Raw genomic sequence first — 22,472 nt, forward strand, 5'->3', positions numbered from 1 at the left:
GAGCCTTGGCTCCTTTTTTATTAAGCGGCGCGAACCGTTAGTTTTTTGTACTAAACCGTTTTAACTGATCTTTTGACGAGCAATAAGCCTAGTAACATACCAGCAAGTAACCCACCTAAATGAGCCCAGTTCGCCATTGGAATAAGCAACACATCTACAAAACCCACTAGCATCCATACAATTAAAAAGACAAAGAGGTTGTTAGGCAGATATAACCTAGTTGACTTGTGTACAGTGCCACAAACCCAGACAAAGCCAGCTAGCGCGTAGTTAACACCCGATAATCCGGCAAACTGATCGTTGACTAGTAAAACTTGCAACACATTTGATGCTAGCGCACTAATCAAAAAAACTTGTATTAACGTTTGATAACCCAGAGTTTTTTCTATCCTTCCACCTAAGTACCACCACCACGCCAAATTAAAAAGTAAGTGTATGGCACTAAGGTGCATGATTGCAGGTGTAATGAGGCGATATGGTTCCGTCCACAGCCAATCAAATTTAAGCGCAAAAAATACTTCTCTATACCAGCCTAAATAAGACAAAACAAAAATTAGAATACAAAGACCTGCTATTAGGCGAGTAAAAAAGCCGACACTAGACCAGATATTCGATAAACCTAAACTTTGATTTGCTGATGATTGAGCTGGTTCAGCAAGTTGCCATGACGCATTTAAATACTCTTCTCTATTAGGGTTCGAGATAAAGTTATTAAAAGCGAGTTCCACTTCCTGTGCATCTTGCTCAGGTGCATAAATGGTATAGGTAATTAAACCGCTATCATGCCGTTCATCAACACGGAAGGTTAGGTTTTTAACTTTCAGGTAATCACAAAAGGCTAAGCATGCTCGCTGTGATCCTAATTCGCCAATGTAAGTCACTATTAATTGTCAGCGTTAACAAATGGGAAGTTTTTACGCCACATTTCAAAACCACCGTCCACACTATAAACATCATCAAAGCCTTGCTCTACTAAGTACTGAGCTGCGCCCTGAGAGCTATTGCCGTGATAGCAAAAAACTAAAACCGTTTGGTCAAAATCATTTTGTTGTGTAAATGAGTGCAGAGTTCCGTTTGTAAGGTGGAACGACCCTTCTACATGTGCAGCAGAAAAAGATTGTTCATCTCTGATATCAACAACGATAGCTGAATTGTCGGCTATTAATTTTTGTGCATCGACGATATTGATATGTTTAAAGTTAGACATAGAAATTCCTGAAAAAATTAAAATTATTCATCATAATACGAACCAATTTAACCGATTATAGATTTGTTATGGCCTCATTAAAAATTAATTCGTTAGAATCGTTAGAAAAACTCTGCCAAGACTTTATGAGTAAGCAAGTTGTTCATGATACTGCACATGATATCAATCATATAAAAAGAGTCGTGAGTAATGCAAAGTACATTGCTGAAGCAGAAGGCGCGGATGTTTGGGTAGTGATAGCGGCAGCTTGGTTACATGACTGTGTAACTTACCCTAAAAATGACCCAAGAAATAAAACGTCGAGTATTCAAGCTGCCAAAGTGGCCACAGACTTTTTACGCGCATCGGGATTCCCTGAACATAAACTTGAGAACGTATTTCACGCTGTAGAAGCTCACAGTTATAGCGCTAATATTGCAACAACGTCATTGGAAGCCGAAGTTGTGCAAGATTCCGACAGGTTGGATGGCTTAGGTGCGGTAGGAATTGCTCGCTGCTTTGCTGTATCTGGAAAGCTTGGTAGTGCCATCTATCACACGGAAGATCCCTTTTGTGAAAACCGTAGTGCCGATAGCAAATTATCCGCTATTGATCACTTCTATGAAAAATTATTCCGCACAGCAAAAACATTAAAAACCACAGCTGGAAAAGAGTTGGCCCTAAAGCGAGTTGAGTTTATGGAACTGTACTTAAAGCAGTTGGGTGCAGAAATTGGTTAAATTGGAGATTTTGTTTAAAAACTAATCTATAGTTTGATTATTATAATAAAAATTACGTAATGGATTATGAACCATTCATGGCATCAAACAAATTATCGTCTTAGGCATTGGTGGCCTAACTTCGAAAATAAATACATAGAAAGCCGATATCATCTGGAAAAATTTTCTGTCAATGGGTTTGCCGTTGCCCGCGGCATTCTTGTCCTTGCTCTATTTTTTTCTTTGTTTTCTATTTCTGATCAATATGTTTCTTTTGTTATCCCAGAAGCAAAGCTATTTAGCGTTGGCGTTAAATTTACAATTGGGCTGGTGGGTTTTGTCTGCTATATGGTAATTATTAGAGACATGACTCGAAAAAGGATTTATACGGTTGTTAACTTCTTCTTGGCGGCCTTTCTTTTTGCGCTGTTTATTACCTTTTATATTTATAGCCAATGGTTACAAGATCCTGCTACGTTATTTGAATTAGCTATTTGTTGTTCTTTTTTAACAATTCTTATCTATATTTTTGTACCACTAAGTTTAGGCCAGCAACTCATTACTGCACTGGGTTTTGTGGTTTTATTTGTGCTCTCTGCGATTTTTGTTTTTCCTGATCATGCATCACGAATAGGTTTTTCAACAACCTTCATATTGTTAGCCAATACTATTGGTTTATCTATTTCGTACACCATCAATAAAAATTTTAGAGAGGCATGGTCAAATCAGCAGGAGCGAGAACGAGATAACATGCTGCTTAAAGTCGAGATTGAACAACGCAAAAAGCTAGAAGAGCAGCTTAAAAAGCTAGCAATGACAGATGCCTTAACGGGAGTTGATAATAGGCGCAGTTTTATGGATCATTTGAGCCGAGAGAAAAAGCGAGCGGATAGACAATTTACCCCACTGAGCATTATTACCTTTGATATAGATTTGTTTAAACACATTAACGACCAGTTCGGTCATGAGGTGGGAGACAAAGTATTAATTGATGTTGCTACCGTGGTAGATGAACGATTGCGCGAAACAGATATACTCGGACGAATAGGTGGCGAAGAGTTTGCTATATTAATGGCAGATTCCAATAAGAGGGAAGCCAACCAATTAGCAAAATCTTTATGTAAAGCACTGTCAGACCATACCGTTATTCATAATGACAAAGCGATTAAAGTAACCGCAAGCTTTGGAACTGCCGAGTATCAAACCAATGAACCAATTGATATTTTGCTGCGTAGAGCTGATAAGGCAATGTATGATGCTAAAAATAATGGACGTAATTGCGTCAGCGATAAGTCCGAATAACACAGTTCAAATAAAGGTTTATTGTTTTGGCGTTAAAATTCTACCAACATTTTCAAGCATCTATTAAAGCTATCAGTTTCGATCTTGATGACACTCTATATTCCAATGATGTTGTAATCCATCAAGCCGAACAGCTTCAATTTGAGTTTTTGTGTGGCGAAGTTCCAATCATTATTGATGCTGGTATACAGCCGTGGTTAAAGGCTAAGTGGCATGCTATCAAAGCAAACCCTGAACTCAAACATGACGTGACATTGTGGAGAAAGGCGGCAATTCAGCACGGTTTATCCTACTTAAAATTAGAAAAAATCAAAGAAAAGCAATTGGTCGAACAGGCTTTTGATGTTTTCTACAACGCAAGGTCTAACTTTTCAATAGATTCTAAAACCCACCAAGTATTGCAGCGCCTTAAAGAGAAGTTTCCAATCGTTGCAGTCACAAATGGCAATGCTGATATCGATAGGCTTGGTCTATCCCAATACTTTGTTGGTTATTATAGAGCTGGAGCCAATGGAAATAGAATGAAGCCTTTTCCTGATATGTTGAAGATGGTTTCTCGTCACTTGGATATTCCTAGTGAGTCTATTTTGCATGTAGGAGATAATATTGGCTCCGATTTAAAGTCTGCACAAAACGCGTCTTGCAGCAGTTTTTGGTATAACCCAGCAAAAAAAGCCATGTCGATTGGCGCTTCTTTGCCTAATGCTGAATATTCAGACTTGGATGATTTACTACAACTGCTATAATCAAAACCTGTTTTTATATCCAGTTTAAGGCCTCAGTACATAATGGACGTTTTTATTCCTAATCAGGAACCCGATCATCACGTTTTAGCCGCGCTCAAACTTAATGAATTAAATGAACGTCAACATGAGGCCGTTACAGCACCGCCGCAAAATATGTTAGTCCTGGCAGGTGCGGGATCAGGTAAAACAAAAGTTCTTATTAGCCGAATTGGTTATTTAATAAGGGCGCATCACGTATCACCTTATTCTATAATGGCGGTTACCTTTACTAATAAAGCCGCTACAGAAATGCGCCACCGTTTAGAAACGGTAATGGGTCATGGCACTGTGGGGTCTCAGTTTAGTAATCATGGTATGTGGATAGGTACTTTCCATGGTTTAGCGCATCGCTTTTTAAGAACTCACTTTAGAGAAGCTAAACTACCAGAGAGCTTCCAAGTTATAGACTCTGATGATCAACACCGATTAATTCGCCGATTATTAAAAAGCCTCAATCTAGATGAAAAACGCTATCCCGCTAAACAAATCATGTGGTATATCAACGGCAAAAAAGATGAAGGTCTGCGTCCAAAACATATTGAAACTTACGATCCAAATGAACAGGTGATGGTAAAAGTATATGAAGCTTATCAACAAGCCTGTGACCGTGCTGGTTTGGTGGATTTTGCTGAAATATTATTGCGCAGCCATGAGGTGTTAGCGACACACCCTGATGTATTAAGTCATTATAGAAAACGTTTTCGTCACGTGCTGGTGGACGAGTTTCAAGATACCAACAGCATTCAATACGCCTGGATTCAGTTAATTTCAGGTGGACATCCAGGCGGTGTTGTAGATGAGCTAGACCCTTCATACGTAATGATTGTTGGCGATGATGACCAATCTATTTATGGTTGGCGTGGTGCGAGAGTTGAGAATATACACAACTTCCAAAAAGACTTTGCCGATGTAGAAACCATTCGTCTTGAACAAAACTATCGTTCAACCGCAAATATACTAAAAGCGGCCAATGCCGTTATTTCAAATAACAGTGATCGACTCGGCAAGGACTTATGGACCGAAGACAAAGAAGGCGATCCAATTGCAGTATATTCTTCGTTTAACGAAATCGAAGAGTCTAGGTTTGTTGTTGGCAATATTAAGAAGTGGCAAGAAGAAGGTGGCAGCTTATCCGATGCAGCCATTTTATATCGTAACAATGCTCAGTCTCGTGTTTTAGAGGAAGCGTTATTGCAAGCAGGTCTAAAGTATCGAATTTATGGCGGTTTACGTTTCTTCGAACGTCAAGAAATCAAAGATGCTCTGTCCTACCTAAGAATATTAGCGAACCGTGATGATGATGCGGCTTTTGAACGTGTTATTAATACGCCAGCACGTGGAATTGGTGATAAAACCTTACAAACCATTCGTGATGCAGCGAGAAGTCAAAGTATTACAATGTGGCAAGCTAGTGGCCGACTGATTAACGAAAATAGGTTGTCAGCACGTGCTTCGGGCGCATTGCAAAAGTTTATTTCATTGGTTGATCAGCTAGAACAAGATGTATCCGAATTACCTTTACATGAACAGGCGGATCAGGCGATACAAGCGTCTGGCCTAAAGGCCATGTATCAAGCGGAAAAAGGCGAAAAAGGTCAAACTAGAGTAGAAAACTTAGAGGAATTGGTGACGGCTTGTAAACAGTATGAACCTGATGAAAACATGGAAGAAATGCCAATACTTTCTGCATTTTTATCTCATGCCTCTTTAGAGTCGGGCGAATCGCAAGCTGACGACTATGAAGAAGCCGTACAGTTAATGACGTTACATAGTGCTAAAGGTTTGGAGTTTCCACTTGTATTTATGGTGGGTGTTGAAGAAGGCATGTTCCCGAGTCAACAAAGCGCAGATGCACCTGAGCGATTAGAAGAAGAAAGACGTTTGGCTTATGTAGGAATGACCCGAGCTCGCCAACGTTTATTTATTACTTATGCTGAAGTTAGGCGAATGTACGGTCAAGAGCATCGTCACCGCCCTTCTCGTTTTATTGCCGAAATACCAGAAGAGTGTCTGTATCATGTAAAACTGACCACGTCTGTTAGTCAACCGGCATACCGTAGCAGTAGCTCAAGTTATGGAAGTTCAACGGGTTACGGTTCAGGCTCTAGTTATTCATCACAGCCTAAAGCTGCCACTAACCATGTAAAATTCACGGGGACAGGTTTCTCACTTGGACAGCGAGTTATGCATGCAAAGTTTGGTGAAGGTACGGTATTAAACTGCGAAGGTGACGGTGAGCACGCTCGAATACAAGTTAACTTTGATCAGTTTGGCGCCAAGTGGTTAGTAACAACCTATGCAAAATTAACCGCTGTTTAAATGACAGAATTTATTGATTACATTGCTCAGCTAAAGCAGAAGCTGTCCCAACAAAAACAACGGGGCATTGTTCGTTTAGTTGGCTCTGTTAGTCAGTGTTATGAGTGCGTTTACCCGCTAATTGAATGTTCATTAGATAGCTCACCGCAGGGTATTGAGCACCTTAAAATAATTCCCTTTTTAGAGCCCGAGTCATTGAGTGCAGACTCAGTGCTTAGAAAAAACGAATGGCGAATTAAAAAGTTTCGAAAATATCTAGGGCAAGAGTGTGACATATTAATCTATGACGCCTATCAGGGGTTTAATGCAGATGCGGTTGCAGCTCTTTCTGGTGTTATTAAACAAGGCGGTGTACTTATATTAATAACACCGCCTGATGCTAAGTGGCTTGCCTTTCAAGACCCAGAGCAGAGTCGTTTTATTTCTGAAAAGGTAAATGTTAGCGACATAGATAACAATTTTATCTCTCATCTGTTGAGTGTCTTTGAGAACAACTCAAATAACGGAGTTTATTTGTATAATGCCGACAAAGGCATTGCTGATGACTCCTTAGATTTAACTTCTGAAAACAATTCTCAAAAAGCTTCTCAAAGAACTTCACAAATAATTCAGGAACCAACTTCTGGTGGTGTACCTAATAGTGTCACTAATGATGTTTCTAATGGAAGCGCCGAAGTAAGCTTTCATGAATATGAAAAATCTAAAAGCGATACTTATAAAAACGACAACGCTAAAAAAGACTCCCCTTACTTAACCACTGATCAAGATCGCGTTGCGATATCAATAACCGATCTTTTGAATACAAAACCAATAAATTCAGAGTCCTTAAACAAACCTGATAATGATATTGATAAAAGTAAGTTACAAGATTGTTTATTGATTACAGCAGATAGAGGTCGAGGGAAGTCTTCGGTTATCGGTATTGCGGTGGCTCAATGGTTAAATCAGCTATCAGTTGATCGCCCTTTTAATATTGTTGTTACGTCCTCTAGCTTAGATTCTACGGGTATTTTAACGGAACACTTTAGTCGCTTATTACGTGTTACAAATCCCACCATTAAGTTTTGTTCACCCGATCATATAATTAATCAGTCAGAAGACTTTAAAAACAATATCGACTTGTTGATCATTGATGAAGCGGCAAGTTTGCCAGTAACTGTTGTAAAAGAACTGGTAGGCCTAACAGGTAAGGCTATCTTAGCAACAACAATTCATGGTTATGAGGGTACAGGCAGAGGGTTTGAATACAAACTTAAGCCTTGGCTTAAAGATAGCTTTAATAATTATAAGCATGAAATGCTAACTCAGCCTGTTCGATGGACCGAAAACGACGATCTAGAACGCATTGTAAATCAGGGCATTTGTTTTATAAAAGAAGAAAGCTCACCAATATCAAACACTGTCATTCAGTCGCAAGTCAATGGGGCTATAGTCAGTGGCTCTGCAGAACAAAGAACCTTTATTAAACTGTCTGCAAAGCAATTGCTTCAAACAGGTCAGATTGCCGACGTATTTGGGCTTTTAACCGAAGCTCATTATCAAACGTCACCGAATGATTTACGGGCCATGCTGGATAATCCAGATATGGAAATATTTGGTCTATTTGAAGATAATGAATTAATCGCGACTGCACTCATTTCCTTAGAGGGTGGTTTTGAACCTGAGCTTGATGGCAATTTAATGGGCGATATACAAAAAGGAATTAGGCGACCGAGAGGCCACTTGTTTCCGCAGTCTCTATTAGCTCATTGTGGTTATGCTAACGCAGGGTATTTCAAATATGCGAGAGTTGTAAGGATTGCAGTTACGCCATCAATGCAGTCACAGGGCCTAGGTAGTGAGCTGTTGGCCAATATAAAGTCGTATTATGAAAGCAGCTCAGCAATAGACTTTTTATGCACTAGTTTCGGTTTTGATATACAGGTTCTAAATTTCTGGATTAACAATGCATTTAGCCCAGTACGATTAGGGTTAAAGGCTGATACAAGTACAGGATTAGTCAGTATTTTTATGGCCAAAGCACTAAACTCCGACGCTGAAACATCACTAGAGTTATGGCAACAACGTTGTATTGAAACGATAAATACTGAGCTTGAAACCGGCCAACGGAAAAGCCAACAGGATGCGGTTTATTTGCTTATCCAGGCTTTTGAAGCTTCTCCTCCAGCTGGTTACTCTATATGGTCGAAAAACCAAAATTGGCTCGACTTGAATCATTTAGGTTCGTATCATCGTTCACCGGATAGCTGCTTTTTTGCAGTACAGAGTATTTTTAGAGAAACGCTGAACAAGCCTTTTGAGTTGCTAGAGGATAAGTTTTTAAATGGCTTAAGTAACAAAGAGCTAATTGTTAATTATCAATGTACAGGTGAAAAAGAATTAGTAAAAAATATTCGAAATCAGATGGTTAAACTTTTGAATACGTATGTAGAGGGGCTCAAAAGTTAGAGCTTACTGCGACTACCTTATATCCTGTTGAGCATAATAAAAAGAAATACAGGATCAATTCATGCGATTTATATCTGCAACACTTCTCTTACTTGGTAGCTCAGCTTGTTTAGCGGAAACCGTTACCATTACATCACCAAACGGCGATATCATTGTTCAAGTTAATGACGACAAAGAACAAGTTGAATATACCGTTTCATTTAAAGATCAGATGGTTATAGAGCCTTCTGTATTAGGTTTAGTATTTAAAGAACAAGCGTCGTTCACGTCTAACTTTAAAATCGACAACACAAAAACAAATACTCAACGCAGCGAATGGCAACAACCTTGGGGTGAGCAAACGGTCATTAAAGATCACCATAACTACGCCAGCATTACGCTAAAAAATACCCACCTACCTAACCATCAAACGAATAAAGGTTGGTTTTCTGAGTTAATTTCTCCAACCCCAGCAACATTAAATGCACAATATACATTAGAGGTTAAAGTATTTGATGATGGAATTGGTTTTCGTTATCTAGTGCCAAATCAAGATGGTTTTGAGCATATTGAGTTAATTAAAGAAGCTACCGAGTTCACTATTGCCAATGCTCATGACACAACGGCGTATTGGATTCCTGCTCGTGGCTGGAACCGTTATGAATACACTTATAACGAAACTCCATTATCTGAAGCGGCCCATATACATACACCAGCTACTTTTAAAACGAAGAACAACGTTCATTTAAGCATACATGAAGCTGCGCTAGTTGATTATGCTGCCATGACGCTAAATCAACGCCGCCCTGGTAAATATATTGCCGACTTAACTCCTTGGTCAGATGGCGTCGCAGTCAAGTCTAACAATGGATTAACGTCATCTTGGCGTACAATTCAAATCGCAGAAAATGCCGCAGAACTACTAAACTCTCACTTAATACTTAATTTAAACGAACCAAATAAGCTAGGTGACGTTTCATGGGTTAAGCCTGGTAAATATGTTGGTATTTGGTGGGAAATGCACATCAATAAATCGACTTGGGGAAGCGGTGAGAAACATGGAGCTACAACTCAAAATACTAAGTACTTCATGGACTTTGCAAGCGAATATGGTTTTGACGGTGTTCTTGTTGAAGGTTGGAATATAGGTTGGGATGGAGACTGGTTCTTTAACGGCGACGTTTTTAGTTTCACAGAAAATTATGAAGACTTTGATATCAACGCATTAAGTGAATACGGTAATGATAAAAGCGCAAAATTAATTGGTCATCATGAAACATCAGGTAATGTGACAAATTATAGAAACCAAATGCAAGACGCATTAGATTTATATAAAAAACACGGTGTTGAGCAGATAAAAACCGGTTATGTCGCCGATGGTGGCAATATCAAAAGAATAGACGAAAACGGAATTATTAGAAAGGAATGGCACGATGGCCAGTTTATGGTTAACGAATATTTATATAACGTTACTGAAGCGGCGAAAAGAAAGATAAGTATTAATACTCACGAACCGATTAAAGACACGGGTTTACGCAGAACTTATCCAAACTGGTTATCTAGAGAAGGCGCAAGAGGCCAGGAGTTTAATGCTTGGGGCAATCCACCAAACCCTCCTGAGCATTTACCAATGTTAGCGTTTACTCGTATGTTGTCGGGCCCTATGGACTTTACTCCAGGTATTTTTGATATGGGCTTTAATGGTTTAGAGGCTGATAAAAATAGACCACAAACTACGCTTGCTAAACAGTTAGCGGCTTATGTTGTACTTTATAGCCCAATCCAAATGGCTGCAGACTTACCAGAAAATTACCTAGCTAAACGAGATGCGTTTCAGTTTATTTTAGATGTACCGACAGACTGGACTAAAAGTATTGGCTTAGCGGGTGAGGTAGGTGATTTTGTAGTAATGGCACGACAGGCAAAACAAACAGAGCGTTACTCTGGAGATGATTGGTTTATTGGCGCGGTAACGAATGAAGAAGCTCGTACGGTTGATATCTCTTTAGACTTTTTAGATGCAAACAAGCAGTACGAAGCACAGATTTATCGAGACGGTGACAATGCGCATTGGGAAACTAATCCATATGAGTATGTTATTGAGACAAAGCAAGTGTCGTCAAAAGACAAAATGACTTTGAAGTTGGCTGCATCTGGTGGCACGGCTATTAGGTTTAAGGCTTTGTAAAAAGATAGGAAGTTGAAGCGTGGACTGCGTCTACGTTCTTGGCTGAATATTATTAACTACAAAAAAGGACCTATATTCAGGTCCTTTTTTATAACACACAGCTTTTATAAGTAACTGTTATTTGTTGGTAGCTGTTAACTAGAGGAAAAGCGCAGAGACTTGGAATAGTTTTTCCACTTCGTTGATGTGCTTTTTATCTATCAAAAATAGAATCACATGATCTTCGCTTTCAATAACCGTATCATCGTGAGCGATGATGACTTCTGCATTTCTTACAATTGCACCTATGGTGGTTTGTGGTGGCAGTTTTAGTTCCTGAATTGAACGCCCCACTACCTTAGATGTGTTCTTGTCACCATGAGCAATTGCTTCAATCGCCTCTGCAGCTCCACGTCGAAGTGAGTAAACATTTACTACGTCGCCTTTTCGAACGTGAGTTAACAATGCAGATATAGTGGCTTGTTGTGGCGAGATCGCAATATCAACATCCCTACCCTGTACCAAATCGACATAAGCACTACGTTGAATCAGTACCATGGTTTTCTGAACGCCCATCTTTTTAGCGAGCATTGCAGACATGATATTTGCTTCATCATCGTTTGTTACCGCAATGAAGACATCGGTTTGTTCTATTTGTTCTTCGGCTAACAATTCCTGATCTGACGCATCGCCAGTAAAAACAGTAGTATGTTCAAGTAATTGAGATAAGCTTTCAGCCCGTTGTTGATCCATTTCAATCAACTTCACTCGGTATCTTTTTTCTAATATTTTCGCTAAACCTGCACCAATATTACCGCCACCGACAATCATTATACGTTTGTAACTGTCTTCTAGCTTTTGTAGCTCTTCCATTACCTGGCGAATATGTTTGGTGGCAACAATAAAGAAAACCTCATCGTCAGCTTCAATGACTGTATTTCCCACAGGCTTTATAGCTTGGCCCTTTCGGTAAATAGCAGCAACTCGAGTTTCAACGTTGGGAATGTGCTCTTTTAGTGTTGATAGTGCGTAACCAACCAAAGAACCACCATAATAAGCTTTTACGGCAACAAGGGAGACTAAACCATTGGCAAATTCTAAAACTTGAAGTGCACCTGGAGATTCAATAAGTCGGTGTATGTACTTAGTCACTAATTCTTCCGGGGCAATGTACTTGTCCACAGGTAAGTCACTATTTTGGAATAACTGCTCTTGATAAAGTAGGTAAGCTTGAGAGCGAATTCGAGCAATCTTTTTAGGGGTATTAAAAATACTATACGCCACCTGACACGCCATCATGTTGACTTCGTCACTGCGCGTTACCGCGATCAGCATGTCAGCATGCTCTGCGCCAGCTTGCCTTAGCACATCTGGGTGTGAACAGTGCCCAACAACAACTTGTAAGTCATATTTATCTTGAAGCGTATGAAGCGGTTCAGGATCAATATCCACCATAGTGATATCGTTTTCTTCACCTGCTAAATTTTCAGCAAGAGTGGCACCAACTTGACCTGCCCCTAAGATAATTATTTTCATAGTATTTGGTTTACTAACCTATCAATTTTATTGTTGTTTTTGTATGCGACAGTAATAGAAACCATCCATATTATGCTCACCAGGTAAAATTTGCCAGCCCGGATTTTCAATTGACTCTTCACCGCTTATTGGTGAATTAATAGGGATTAATTTAGCGTCTGCCTGAGAGGCTAAAAATGCTTTCATTAGGTCTTTATTTTCGCTAGGTAAAATAGAGCAAGTGGCATAAACCATTATTCCACCTGGCTTTAGTTTTGCCCAAAGCGTATTAAGTATGCCTTTTTGCACACCGGCTAAGTTATCAATATCTTCAGAACGTCTTAACCATTTTATGTCAGGGTGACGTCTAATAACACCTGTTGCAGAACACGGAGCATCTAATAAAATGCGATCAAATTGCGTCTCTGGCAATGTGGCAGGGATAGTTAAATCACCTTGAATAAGTGTCGCCGTTTCGCCTAAGCGCTCTAAATTTTCAGTGACGCGGTCTAAACGTGTTTGATCAATATCGGCTGCGGTAACGTCACATTTGGCTAAATCTAAAATGTGGCAAGTTTTACCACCAGGAGCCGCACATGCATCAAGCACAGATTCCCCATCTTCAGGAGACAGTAAATGGGCTGCATGCTGAGCTGCTCCGTCTTGAACAGTAAACCAACCTTGCTCAAATCCAGGTAATTTGTCTACTGGTTTTGGTGCCGCTAATAATATGGCATTCGCATCAGCTAATGGTTGAGAGTATTCAATTTTCGCTTCATCTAATGCAGCGCAAAACTCAGTAGTTGATACATTATTAGTATGAACTCTTAGCCACATTGGTGCGCGTTCTAAGTTCGACGTTAAAATAGATTGCCATTGATCAGGGTAAGCGTCTTGCACCCTTTTAATAAACCAGCTTGGGTGGCTATATTCTGTTACAGGATTGTTTATTTTTGAAAAAAGGTTGTCTCTATTGCGCATAAAGTTACGCAGACAGGCATTAATTAGCCCTTTTAAACCTTGCGCTTTAAGACTTACCGCCGCTTGAACCGTTTCAGCAACGGCAGCGTGCTGTGGAATTCGCATTTCTTCTAGCTGATAAATTCCAATAATGATCAAGTGGTGGAATAAACGTTGTTTACCTTTCAGCTTTTTTGATAGCAACTGGTTAGTAATCGCGTCAAAGCGAGGAAAAAAGCGTATTGCGCCAAAACACATCTCTTGCAATAAGGCATGATCTTTTGCAGGTATTTTAAGCTGGGCTTTTGGTAACGCTTCAGATAAAGAAACACCTTTATCCATTACCGCTAAAAGTGTTTCCGCGGCAGCCGCTCTTACATTTGTTACTTTCATTTAATTATATTTCCTGGAACAACCCATTCGCCACGACCATTAACAAAGTCCGATGCACTCATAGGTTTTTTACCTGGAGGTTGGAGTTGCATAATGTTAAGCACGCCATTTCCAGTAGCTATCGCAATTCCGTTTTTGTCTGCTGATAAAATAGTACCTGGTGCCGCACTAGTGCTTTCACTAACCACATTTGCTTGCCAAATTTTAATTGTATTTTCAGCTAACTGAGTAGTGGCGACAGGCCAAGGTTGATAACCGCGAATATTACGCTCAATTTGTTCAGCAGAATCAGACCAGTTTATGATGGCTTCTTCTTTAGTTAATTTGTGCGCATAGGTTGCTTCGTTGTCATCTTGTTTGATGGCTACAATGTCGTTGTTGGCAATTTTATTTACCGCAGTGACTAGAGCTTTTGGACCAAGCTGTTGAAGCTTCTCATAAACACTGCCGCTAGTATCAGTGCTTTCAATATCACAGGTTTCAATCAATAACATGTCACCAGTGTCCAAACCAATGTCCATTTGCATTATCGTAACACCGGTTTGAGCATCACCCGTCAGAACGGCTCTTTGAATAGGCGCAGCACCGCGCCATTTAGGTAAAATAGAACCATGAACATTGATGCAACCTAGTTTTGGCGTATCAAGCACCGCTTTAGGTAAAATAAGTCCATAGGCCACTACAATCATTAAATCGGCATTAAGCGCTGCCAATTCTTGTTGTGCTTCTTCAACCTTAAATGTTTGAGGCTGAAATACTGGAATGTCATGTTCCAAAGCAACGCTCTTAACCGCGCTTGGTTGTAGTTTTTTACCACGGCCCGCAGGACGATCAGGCTGTGTATAACAGCCAACTATGTTGAAGTTCTCAGTAATTAAATGTGAAAGGTGTTGTGCTGCAAATTCTGGAGTACCAGCAAACACAATTCTTAAAGGCGAAGAGGTCATATTTTACCTAAGTTTTATTGAGCGGCTAATTTAGCTTCTTTAGCTAGCTTTTTCTTAATTCGTTCACGTTTTAACGGTGATAAATAATCAACAAATAATTTACCATCCAAGTGGTCATTTTCGTGTTGAATACAAATTGCCAATAAGCCTTCGGCATCCATTTCAAATGTATTGCCATCACGGTCAAGCGCTCGCACTGTGACGGTTTCGCCACGTTCAACTTTTGCATAACAGTGAGGAACCGACAAACAACCTTCCTCGTTGATCATCATGCCTTCTTTAGAAATAATTTCAGGGTTAATAAACACGTGAGGTTCACGTTCTTCATCACCGCAATCAGTTACAAATAAACGAACGTGTTGGTTTACTTGTGATGCCGCTAGTCCTACACCGTTTTCGTCATACATGGTTTCAAACATGTCATCAATAAGAGTTTTTATAGTGTCATCAACTACTTCTATCGGTTTTGCTACCGTACGTAGTCGCTCATCAGGAAAACGTAATACGTCTAAAATTGCCATAATCTTTTTATGCCTCGCCAAATAACATCGTGTGCTTGTAATTTTAACTGTTTAGATTCACTATTAACAGAACAACATGTTGATAATAATAATTATAGGGAAAAGGGAATGCGTGTACTAATTCGCTTAACGATGCTAGCGCTAGTTATTAGTTCACTTCATATAACTACATTAATAGCCGATACGTTAACAATACGCAAAGACGCGCCGTCGGAATATGTCGTTAAAAAAGGTGATACTTTGTGGGATATTTCGAGTTTATTCCTGAATGACCCGTGGTTGTGGCCAAAGTTATGGAAATTAAACCCGCAAGTTAAGAATCCCCATTTGATTTACCCTGGTGACCAGCTGAAGTTAGTTTATGAAGCTGACGGTACACCAAAATTAGTAATGGGTAAGCGCTCATTCAGCCTGTCTCCTCAAAAGCGAATTGCCTATAAAAAAGATGAACCTATTCCTATGGTTCCACTTAACGCTCTAGAGTCCTTTCTTAGTTACGAACTAGCGTTAGATGAAGACACTATCAATAGCCTACCTTATGTACTAGGTACAGATCGCACTGTGAAGCGAGCATTACCTGGAGACTTGCTCTATATTAAGGGTGACTTAAAATCGGAAAGCAAATTTGCCATTTATCGTAAAGGTAAAACCTACACTGATCCTGATTCGGAAGACGTTTTAGGTTATGAAGCGGTATTAGTTGCGGTGGCCGATCTTATTAACTCTGGTGATCCTGCTGAAGGCGTACCGGGGAAAATTCGTATTACTACTGCCAAGCAAGAAGTTAGAGCAAGCGATGTGGTTATGCCAATCCGTGAAGGTCAGGCTTTACCTGCATTTTTTAAGATGGTGGAAGTAAATACAGAAATGAATGCCAGTATCATTGCCACGCCATCTGACTTAGCGGGTGTGAGCAAATATGATGTGGTGATTATTAATAAAGGCAAAGGTGACAATATTGCTGCTGGCAATATCTTAACGATATCTAGACAGTCACCAACGGTTGTTGATCAAGGCTTAGGTCCTAAATACCAAGAAGATGCTACTCGTTACGAGAAGTTTGTTGGGGTTGTTAAAAACCTATTCAGAGGCGATGAGCACAAAGGTATTTATGAAATGCCATTTGAAGATGTTGGCCAGCTAATGATTTTTAAAGTTTATGACAAAGTTAGCTACGGCATCATTACTAAAAACAATTCGCCTGTTTACGTTGGAGATAAAATTAACACTCCAAACTAGTAGGTGATCCTGATGGAGCACTTACTAAATGCAAGAGTGGTTAACCTTGTTGCAATGCCCTAAGTTGGGCGTTGCGACACTTCATAAATTATTCCAAAAACTCCCCTCTTTACTCACTCTTTTTGAGCTTTCAAATGCACAATTAATTGAATTAGGTTTATCGTCTGCTCAAATTGATTACCTAACCTCATCTCATGATTATTCAAACGTAATTAGCTATCTGAATCGCAACCACATTCAATTAATATCCATCGAAGATGGTAATTACCCTCAAGCCTTACTAAATACTGCAAGACCGCCTATTGTTCTTTTTTCACAAGGTAATATTAGCCTTTTAAATCGACCACAAATTGCATTTGTTGGATCGAGAACGCCAACGGCCTATGGCTGTGAAGTGACAAAGTATTTGGCAGCAGAAATTTCCAGACATGGAATAGTTACCAATAGTGGTTTGGCGCTAGGTGTTGATGCAATGGCTCATCAAGCCACCTTGGACAATAAAGGTTATACAGTTGCGGTTATGGGTTCAGGCCATGCCAATATATACCCCAAAAGACACGAGCAATTAGCAAAACGCATTGTTGATAATGATGGTTTGTTAGTTAGTGAGTTTATGCCATTTGAAACACCACAGTCATTTCACTTTCCTAGACGTAATAGAATCATAGCCGGTTTAAGTTTAGGCACTTTAGTTGTTGAGGCTGCGTTAAAAAGTGGTTCTTTAATTACTGCCAAATATGCCTTAGAGGCGAATCGTGATGTTTTTGCTGTGCCAGGTAATATATTTAGTGATGTTTCAGTGGGTTGTCATAACCTGATTCAAAAAGGGGCTAAATTGGTTCAAACACCGGCCGATATATTAACTGAATACGAACATGTCATCGGGAAAAGTATGGCAGACGTATACCAAGGTGAGAGTTTCGTTGAAATTGAAAAAAACAACTTGGCAGACACAACATTGTTAGCTAATGTTGATCATGAAACCACCTCAGTTGATGTTATTTCTCAGCGCTCAAACTTGCCAGTGGAACAGGTGTTAATAGAGCTGCTGAATTTAGAAATATTGGGGCATATAAACGCCGTGCCCGGCGGCTATATAAAGGTTCACACTAACATTAATAATAAATAACAAAGGGGCGAGATTATGTTTGATATCCTTTTGTACCTTTTCGAAAATATCGTTAACGACAACTCAGAGCTTTGGGTTGACGAAGGTGAATTAACCAAAGAGCTTAAAAAGGCAGGTTTTCACGAAGACGATATTTACAAAGCGTTGATGTGGTTAGAGGATCTAGCCGATCTGCAATCTAACGACATTGCTCCTTTCATTATTGGGCAGACTGCCCTATCCAGTCGTATATTTACCCTTGAAGAGTCCATGAAGCTTGATACTGAATGTCAGGGGTTTCTATTATTTCTAGAACAAATCAATTTACTAGATGTAGCCACTAGAGAAATGGTTATTGACCGAGTAATGGAACTGGAAGAGTCTCAAATAGGCCTTGATGACCTTAAGTGGGTTGTGCTCATGGTGCTCTTTAATGTGCCCGGTAAAGAAGCTGCATTTGAACAAATGGAAAACCTAGTATTTGAAGAGCCAGACGGTTTACTTCATTAAACTGCATTAAATTACACGGTTTGACAAAATTTCATTGCTAAAAGAAATGGAGTGGCTAAGATCCTCTCCATCTTCTTTTTAACACCTTGGTATTTATGACTTCAAACTCGAAGGCGACAACACCAACTGATAGCTCAACGAATCAAGTATGCCCTGAATGCAGTGCTGAATTGTTGATTAAATCTGGCAGTAAAGGCGCGTTTTGGGCATGTTCTCAATACCCTAGCTGTGAATATACCAAGCCACTGACATCCCACAATGAAGTTCAGGTTGTTAAAGTATTAGATGACGTGTGTTGTCCAGAGTGCGAAGGCGACCTTGCGGTAAAATCTGGTAAATACGGTATGTTCATTGGCTGTACTAATTACCCTGATTGTCACTTTATTGTAAAAGAAGATGATGACGAAGACTATGAACCAGTTCCTTGTCCAGCTTGCGATAAAGGTGAGCTACACCAGCGATCAGGCAAAAAAGGCAAAGTTTTTTATGCCTGCGACCAATACCCTAAATGCGACTTCTTACTAAATGACAGGCCGCTCAATCACACTTGTCCTGATTGCCAGAGTCCGTTATTGGTGCTCGATAAAAATAATCATCAACGATGCATAAACAAGTCTTGTGGGTATACTCACACAGAAGCTTAATTTACCTATAGATTGCGATGAAGAATATGACAGACTCAAATTTAATTAAACCCACAAATGAAATAGAAGCTTTACAGCAAGGTGAATTGATTGTTTATCCTACCGAGGCTGTTTGGGGTATCGGGTGCGATCCTGAAAATGAAGCTGCGGTAATGAAACTGCTAGCCGCGAAAAATAGGCCTGTAGAAAAAGGCTTGATAGTCGTGGCGCAAAATTTATCACAATGCCATGACTACTTTGATTTTGATAAAGTGCCAATTGAAAAGAGGCCTGAGATATTTTCATCTTGGCCAGGGCCTATTACTTGGCTATTACCAGCTAAAGCTTCAGCGCCTAAGTGGATCACTGGTGGAAGTGATATGATTGCTATTCGTATAAGCGCCCACCCTACTATTCAACGTATTTGTAAAACGTTTAATCGCCCTATTGTGTCTACGAGTGCCAACCGAACAACAGAGCCGGTATGTAATAATATTGGTGAAGCAATGAAAGTATTTGGTAGTGATGTTTCTATATATGTAAATGAATCACTCGGCGGCAGCGATAAACCATCGATAATTAAACATTCTTTAACTGGCGAAATCTTCAGGAGTTAGTTTTGCACGAACACAAGTTATTGGAACAAGCAAAATCGTTTTTTATGTCTTTACAAGACAATATTACTCAGCAGCTTTCAAAATTAGATGGCGGCGAATTTGAGCAAGATCAATGGATTCGAGAAGAAGGCGGCGGTGGCCGAAGTCGAGTTTTAAAAGACGGCAATGTATTTGAACAAGCAGGTGTTAATTTTTCCCACGTTTTTGGCGCAAATATGCCAGCATCGGCTACAGCACACCGACCAGAACTAGAAGGTCGCAGCTTTAATGCCTGTGGTGTTTCACTCGTGATCCACCCGCGCAATCCTCATATTCCGACCACTCACGCAAATGTTCGTTTTTTTATTGCTGAAAAAGAAGGTGCAGAGCCAGTTTGGTGGTTTGGTGGTGGTTTTGACCTTACTCCTTATTACCCAATAGAAGAAGATGTTGTTCACTGGCATCAGACGGCATTTGATTTGTGCGCACCATTTGGTGACGATATTTATCCAAAGTATAAAAAGTGGTGTGATGAATACTTTTACTTAAAACACCGTGAAGAGACTCGAGGTGTTGGTGGATTATTCTTTGACGATTTAAACGAGTGGGGATTTGAAAAAAGCTTTGAATTTACCAAAGCGGTTGGCAATGGTTTTATAGACGCTTATCAGCCTTTAGTAGAAAAACGTAAAGACACTCCGGTGACTGAGCATCAACGACAGTTTCAGCTTTATAGACGAGGACGTTACGTAGAGTTTAATTTGGTTTGGGACCGTGGCACTTTATTTGGTCTGCAAACAGGAGGACGAACGGAATCTATTTTAATGTCGATGCCGCCTTTGGCACGATGGGAATATCAATATAGCCCTGAAGCAGGATCGCTAGAAGCGCTTTTATATGAGCGCTACCTGCAGCCACAAAACTATCTTAACCTATAGTTAATAGTTAATAGTTAATGCGAGTGCCTTGGGGTTTCCTAGCCACTCGCCTATCACCTACTGATTAATCATATGCGCAGCTAATTGATCAAACTTAGCTCGCAAGTCAGCTTTTAACACTGGGTCGTCGGCCAGTACTTTATCGAGTGCAATGGTCATACATAACATCCATTGTTCATACATTTTATGATCTATCGCAAACGGTAAATGTCTCGCTCGAAGTCTAGGGTGGCCGTATTTTTCTGCAAACAAGTCAGGTCCACCTAACCAACCACTTAAAAATTCGAAAAACTTAACTCTAATTGCATTCATTGGTTGTGGATGAATACTATGAAGTTCTTCTGCGTCTGTGTTATTTTCCATTTCATCATAAAAAGCATTGGCCAATAGCATTACTTTATCTTTGCCCATGCGGTCATATGGTGACTGACTTGGTGAAAGATGGGATTGGTAGTTACCCTTTTGCTGGTCGTTGCCGAGTAATTTTGATTTCAGTTTATTTAACATAAGAAGCTCATGAAGAAATTTTTAGTAATTGGAAATCCAATCGCGCATTCAAAGTCGCCTATTATACATGAAGAATTCGCAAAACAACTTGGTATAGAGCTTACTTACAGTAAACAATTATTAGAATTAGATAGCTTTGAAGAAGAAGTATTGAAGCTTTTTGAAAATGGTATTGCTGGGGCTAATGTAACATTGCCGTTTAAAGAAAGAGCTTTTAGCTTATGTAAGCATGTTACTGACCGAGCAAAATTGTCTGGGGCCGTGAATACTTTATATATAAAAGACAATACTCTCTGTGGTGACAATACAGATGGTGAGGGCTTAGTGAGAGATCTTGTATACAACGAGGTAACTATTGAAGACCGTCGTATATTAGTGATTGGAGCTGGTGGCGCTACGCGAGGTTGTATCCCTGCCTTGTTAAATGCGAAACCGAAATCTATTATGATTGCTAATCGTACAAAAGACAAAGCGCAGCGAATTGTCGACGAGTCTAATAGTGAAAAGCTATCTGCCTTGGGTTTAGATGAAGTAACTGACTCATTTGATATTGTAATTAATGCAACTTCAAGTTCAGTATATAAAGAGTTACCTGTTGTGAGCTCTATTATATTTAGCGAAGCGATCGCAGTATATGACATGTACTATTCAAACGAACAAACGTCCTTTTTAGCATGGGCTGAGAAAATTAATCCAGATGTAACGCTTATTAATGGGCTAGGAATGTTAGTTGAACAAGCTGCTGAGGCTTTTTATGTTTGGAATGGTGTGATGCCAAAAACGCAGGCGGTACGGAATCTATTGTCTAACGTATAGTCGTGATTGACTAGGCCATCTATTCATTTCTATATTAGGTCCCCTTTTATTAGGCTCCCTTCTATTTATGTTACCTACCGTTGTGGTTAATAAGATAGGTAACATATATAAGTAAAAACTAGGACTGTTCTTCTATATATTCATTTTTAAGTTTTACATAGTTTTGTGACGATATAGTTAAAAATGCTAATTCAGACTCTTTTAATGGTCTTGCTTGTTTAGTTGGGTTTCCAACATATAGATAACCGCTTTCTAATACTTTGTTCGGTGGCACTAATGAACCTGCACCTATGATGACATCATCATTAACAATTACGCCATCCATGATTATTGCACCCATACCTACTAATATACGATTACCGAGCTGACACCCATGCAACATTGCTTTATGGCCAACGGTGACGTCTTCTCCTATTATTAAAGGATTGCCGTTTGGGTTTCCTTTAGATTTTCGGGTTACGTGAAGCACACTTCCGTCTTGTATGTTTGTCCTTGCCCCTATAGATATAGTATTAACATCTCCCCTTGCTGCAACAAGTGGCCAAATACTTACGTCTTGTTCTAACGTTATATCACCATAAAGAACGGCACTATCATCTATGTAACAGTTTTCTTTTATTGTAGGCGTAATACTTTTATAAGACTTAATGTTTCTCATGATTAGCTCCCATTAGCTAAGGTAAGGCTTAAATATCCTACTTTTCGAACAAATAAGCCAATAAATATGCGGTTTGTAGTTATTATAGCCAAACAAAAATCTTTTTCAAAAAAGCGCTTGCGCAACGTAATTAGATCTCTATAATGCGTCCTCGTTGTCAGGGAGACATCAAACGGCTTGAAACGTAAAGTGAAGGTGGTTTGGATTGACTCAAAACGGTTTAGAAAACTTTCTCA

Annotated in this window: 21 protein-coding genes; 13 read left to right on the top strand and 8 right to left on the bottom strand. The window is 39.7% G+C overall.

The annotated features are described in order from the left end of the window. Positions 1-50: 50 nt before the first annotated feature. On the bottom strand, positions 51-881 hold the full coding sequence (gene glpG / locus ABD009_RS13980; RefSeq protein ID WP_343826436.1) for a rhomboid family intramembrane serine protease GlpG: 831 nt from the start codon (positions 879-881) through the stop codon (positions 51-53). 2 nt (positions 882-883) lie between these two features. Beyond that, positions 884-1,207, bottom strand: coding sequence for a thiosulfate sulfurtransferase GlpE (glpE, locus tag ABD009_RS13985; protein ID WP_343826438.1), 324 nt, complete (start codon positions 1,205-1,207; stop codon positions 884-886). A gap of 68 nt (positions 1,208-1,275) precedes the next feature. On the opposite strand from glpE, the gene ABD009_RS13990 reads away from it, so the two are divergent. The 6 genes from ABD009_RS13990 (at position 1,276) to ABD009_RS14015 (ending at position 10,926) form a co-directional block, all read left to right on the top strand. Further along, complete coding sequence (locus ABD009_RS13990) at positions 1,276-1,926, top strand: HD domain-containing protein (protein ID WP_343826441.1); 651 nt, start codon at positions 1,276-1,278, stop codon at positions 1,924-1,926. Between the two features lie 66 nt (positions 1,927-1,992). Further along, on the top strand, positions 1,993-3,207 hold the full coding sequence (locus ABD009_RS13995; protein WP_343826443.1) for a GGDEF domain-containing protein: 1,215 nt from the start codon (positions 1,993-1,995) through the stop codon (positions 3,205-3,207). A 26-nt stretch (positions 3,208-3,233) separates the two neighbouring features. Then, complete coding sequence (locus ABD009_RS14000) at positions 3,234-3,953, top strand: HAD-IA family hydrolase (protein ID WP_343826445.1); 720 nt, start codon at positions 3,234-3,236, stop codon at positions 3,951-3,953. Between the two features lie 42 nt (positions 3,954-3,995). Beyond that, complete coding sequence (gene uvrD / locus ABD009_RS14005) at positions 3,996-6,311, top strand: DNA helicase II (RefSeq protein WP_343826447.1); 2,316 nt, start codon at positions 3,996-3,998, stop codon at positions 6,309-6,311. Continuing rightward, on the top strand, positions 6,312-8,759 hold the full coding sequence (locus tag ABD009_RS14010) for a GNAT family N-acetyltransferase (RefSeq protein ID WP_343826449.1): 2,448 nt from the start codon (positions 6,312-6,314) through the stop codon (positions 8,757-8,759). Positions 8,760-8,820: 61 nt separating this feature from the next. Further along, positions 8,821-10,926 (top strand): glycoside hydrolase family 97 protein, encoded by a 2,106-nt coding sequence (locus ABD009_RS14015; protein ID WP_343826451.1) that lies wholly within the window; start codon positions 8,821-8,823, stop codon positions 10,924-10,926. 138 nt (positions 10,927-11,064) lie between these two features. Here ABD009_RS14015 and trkA read toward each other — a convergent pair whose 3' ends face one another. From trkA to def, 4 genes are read right to left on the bottom strand one after another with little or no spacing between them, the layout of a single operon-like run. Further along, positions 11,065-12,441 carry a Trk system potassium transporter TrkA gene (gene trkA, locus ABD009_RS14020; RefSeq protein WP_155696911.1) on the bottom strand — a complete coding sequence of 459 codons (1,377 nt, stop codon included), beginning with the start codon at positions 12,439-12,441 and terminating at the stop codon, positions 11,065-11,067. A 27-nt stretch (positions 12,442-12,468) separates the two neighbouring features. Further along, the gene (rsmB, locus tag ABD009_RS14025; protein WP_343826454.1) at positions 12,469-13,773 is read right to left on the bottom strand and encodes a 16S rRNA (cytosine(967)-C(5))-methyltransferase RsmB; all 1,305 of its coding nucleotides are present in this window, start codon (positions 13,771-13,773) and stop codon (positions 12,469-12,471) included. Next, positions 13,770-14,720, bottom strand: coding sequence for a methionyl-tRNA formyltransferase (gene fmt, locus ABD009_RS14030; RefSeq protein ID WP_343826456.1), 951 nt, complete (start codon positions 14,718-14,720; stop codon positions 13,770-13,772). The genes rsmB and fmt overlap by 4 nt, the downstream gene beginning before the upstream one ends. 14 nt (positions 14,721-14,734) lie before the next feature. Then, positions 14,735-15,241: a peptide deformylase gene (gene def / locus ABD009_RS14035; RefSeq protein WP_155696915.1), complete on the bottom strand. Its 507-nt coding sequence runs from the start codon at positions 15,239-15,241 to the stop codon at positions 14,735-14,737. A 108-nt stretch (positions 15,242-15,349) separates the two neighbouring features. Between def and ABD009_RS14040 the strand changes: the two genes are divergently transcribed. The 6 genes from ABD009_RS14040 (at position 15,350) to hemF (ending at position 20,255) form a co-directional block, all read left to right on the top strand. After that, entirely contained in the window at positions 15,350-16,480 is a 1,131-nt protein-coding gene (locus tag ABD009_RS14040; protein WP_343826459.1) for a LysM peptidoglycan-binding domain-containing protein, read from the top strand. Positions 16,481-16,508: 28 nt separating this feature from the next. After that, a complete protein-coding gene (gene dprA, locus ABD009_RS14045; RefSeq protein ID WP_343826461.1) occupies positions 16,509-17,609 on the top strand; it encodes a DNA-processing protein DprA in 1,101 nt (366 codons plus the stop codon). 15 nt (positions 17,610-17,624) lie between these two features. Then, positions 17,625-18,098 carry a DUF494 family protein gene (locus tag ABD009_RS14050; protein WP_155696919.1) on the top strand — a complete coding sequence of 158 codons (474 nt, stop codon included), beginning with the start codon at positions 17,625-17,627 and terminating at the stop codon, positions 18,096-18,098. Between the two features lie 95 nt (positions 18,099-18,193). After that, on the top strand, positions 18,194-18,742 hold the full coding sequence (locus ABD009_RS14055; RefSeq protein WP_155696921.1) for a DNA topoisomerase family protein: 549 nt from the start codon (positions 18,194-18,196) through the stop codon (positions 18,740-18,742). 17 nt (positions 18,743-18,759) lie between these two features. After that, complete coding sequence (gene tsaC, locus ABD009_RS14060; RefSeq protein WP_425543084.1) at positions 18,760-19,338, top strand: L-threonylcarbamoyladenylate synthase type 1 TsaC; 579 nt, start codon at positions 18,760-18,762, stop codon at positions 19,336-19,338. A 2-nt stretch (positions 19,339-19,340) separates the two neighbouring features. Next, complete coding sequence (hemF, locus tag ABD009_RS14065) at positions 19,341-20,255, top strand: oxygen-dependent coproporphyrinogen oxidase (RefSeq protein ID WP_155696925.1); 915 nt, start codon at positions 19,341-19,343, stop codon at positions 20,253-20,255. A 57-nt stretch (positions 20,256-20,312) separates the two neighbouring features. Here hemF and ABD009_RS14070 read toward each other — a convergent pair whose 3' ends face one another. Beyond that, positions 20,313-20,762: a group II truncated hemoglobin gene (locus ABD009_RS14070; RefSeq protein WP_155696927.1), complete on the bottom strand. Its 450-nt coding sequence runs from the start codon at positions 20,760-20,762 to the stop codon at positions 20,313-20,315. A 9-nt stretch (positions 20,763-20,771) separates the two neighbouring features. Between ABD009_RS14070 and aroE the strand changes: the two genes are divergently transcribed. Next, positions 20,772-21,578, top strand: a complete 807-nt coding sequence (aroE, locus tag ABD009_RS14075; protein ID WP_343826467.1) for a shikimate dehydrogenase — start codon at positions 20,772-20,774, stop codon at positions 21,576-21,578. A 118-nt stretch (positions 21,579-21,696) separates the two neighbouring features. Here aroE and ABD009_RS14080 read toward each other — a convergent pair whose 3' ends face one another. After that, positions 21,697-22,236 carry a gamma carbonic anhydrase family protein gene (locus ABD009_RS14080; protein WP_343826469.1) on the bottom strand — a complete coding sequence of 180 codons (540 nt, stop codon included), beginning with the start codon at positions 22,234-22,236 and terminating at the stop codon, positions 21,697-21,699. Between the last annotated feature and the right edge of the window lie 236 nt (positions 22,237-22,472).

The organism is Psychrosphaera haliotis (assembly GCF_039523615.1).
Lineage (GTDB): Bacteria > Pseudomonadota > Gammaproteobacteria > Enterobacterales > Alteromonadaceae > Psychrosphaera > Psychrosphaera haliotis.